Origin of the sequence: Streptomyces sp. MB09-02B (assembly GCF_033794485.1) — a bacterium.
In the GTDB taxonomy this organism is placed as follows: Bacteria; Actinomycetota; Actinomycetes; order Streptomycetales; family Streptomycetaceae; genus Streptomyces.
In genome coordinates this window covers 1-1,533 of sequence record NZ_JARGEE010000831.1, presented here as the reverse complement: position 1 = coordinate 1,533, position 1,533 = coordinate 1, and the positions used below count along the sequence as shown (strand labels likewise).

Genomic DNA, 1,533 nt, shown 5'->3' with positions numbered 1-1,533 from the left:
GAGGGGGCGGTCGCGGGGGAGGACCGCTCTGGTCCCGTACACCCTAATTCGTGCGGAAGTACTTTTTCGTGACGGCTCGGTCGCGCACGCCGCGCTGCTCGGAACGCCCGCTGCCCGGCACGGTGCGCTGCTGGGCACACGGTGCGCTGCTCGGCACATGGTGCGCTGCTTGGCACGCCGTGCTAGTCGGCCGGCTCCTCCAGTTCCTCCAGTGCGTGCGCCAGGACCAGACCGGAGCGGTTGTACCCGCTGTAGCAGCGGACGAGGACCCGCCTGCCGTCCTCCAGCGCGTCGCACGCCGCCTGCGCCAGCCGCATCACACCCGCCAACTGCGTGCCGTCCAGCGGCCCGTCCGGGATCGGCCACACATGGTGCTCGACGCCCTCGTCCGGTCCGTGCCCCGGCAGCCGCAGCAGGGTAAGCACCAGGTCGAACTCGTCGCGTACCACCGCGAATTCGACGCCCCCGGTACCGGCCGGCCCCGTGAACTCGTGCCCGCCCATCCACAGTCCGGGCACGATCTCGCTCCACGGTTCCGGTGGAACCAGGACATCGGGTTGCCTGCGCGTCCGCAACGGCGCCTCCCCCGGGCTGTGACCCTCGACGACGGGTCGTCACCTCGAAGGTAGCCGGGTTCTTGCCGATGGAGCACCCCGCCTGTTCCCATGGTCTGGGGTGATGGTGCATGAGCGGACTGCGCGTCATACCGACCTGGCGGCACGGACAGCGACGCCTGTACGTGTGCCGGACCGACGGGAGGAACATCGCCTGGTACGACCATGAGGCGGGCCGGGTGAACCTCCTCAGCGAGGAGCTGAGAGAGGACGTGCTGGCCGTCCTCGGCCCCTTCGTCACCGGCCCGGTCACCGTGGGGCCCCCGCCCGTGCCGACCCCCGCCGAACTGGCCCGGCTGAGCCTGCCCCCGGACGACGACCTCGCCCCCAACCGGCCCGGCGAGGCCCTGCTCATCGCCCTCGACCGCGCCCCCGGCCCACCACGTCGGCTGCGCCCCGACCCGCGCCGCCGAGCCCTGGCCGCCGAGCAGACCGTCGGCGACGCGCTGGACCGGCTGGAAGGCGCCGGCTGGCACACCCTGCACTCCGTGCCGCTGCCCGGCGGCGACCGCATCCACCACCTGGTCGTCGGCCCCGGGGGCCTGTTCTGCGTCCGCGCCGTCCACGCCCGAGGGCAGCGCGTCGTCGTCACCGACCCCATGGTCGCCGTGGGCCGGCACGAACCCCGCGCGCTGCTGCACGGACTGCGCGCCGACGCCGACCGCGCCTCCTACGCCCTCACCGCCGAGGTCCGCCCGGTCCTCGCCCTCGCCGGACCCTCCTCGGTCGCGGTCACCACACCCCTGCGGGAGCTGCGCGTCCTGCGCGACACCGACCTGTCGGAACTCGCCCGCGCGGGTGGGGTGCTGAAGCCGGCGGACGTGGAGGGACTGCACGCGATGGCCCACGACCGGCGGACGTGGACGCGGGTGTAGAGCGCCGGGTGGGTGTGGGTCGGGTGTGCATGTGGGTGCGGGTG

General features: G+C 73.6%; 1 protein-coding gene and 1 pseudogene. One reads left to right on the top strand and one right to left on the bottom strand.

The features are described from left to right. Positions 1–209: 209 nt before the first annotated feature. A pseudogene (locus P1P70_RS44465) lies at positions 210–575 on the bottom strand (protein phosphatase); the annotation flags it as partial. Between the two features lie 110 nt (positions 576–685). Here P1P70_RS44465 and P1P70_RS44460 point away from each other — a divergent pair. Then, on the top strand, positions 686–1,489 hold the full coding sequence (locus P1P70_RS44460; RefSeq protein ID WP_319248162.1) for a nuclease-related domain-containing protein: 804 nt from the start codon (positions 686–688) through the stop codon (positions 1,487–1,489). The last annotated feature ends 44 nt before the right edge of the window (positions 1,490–1,533 follow it).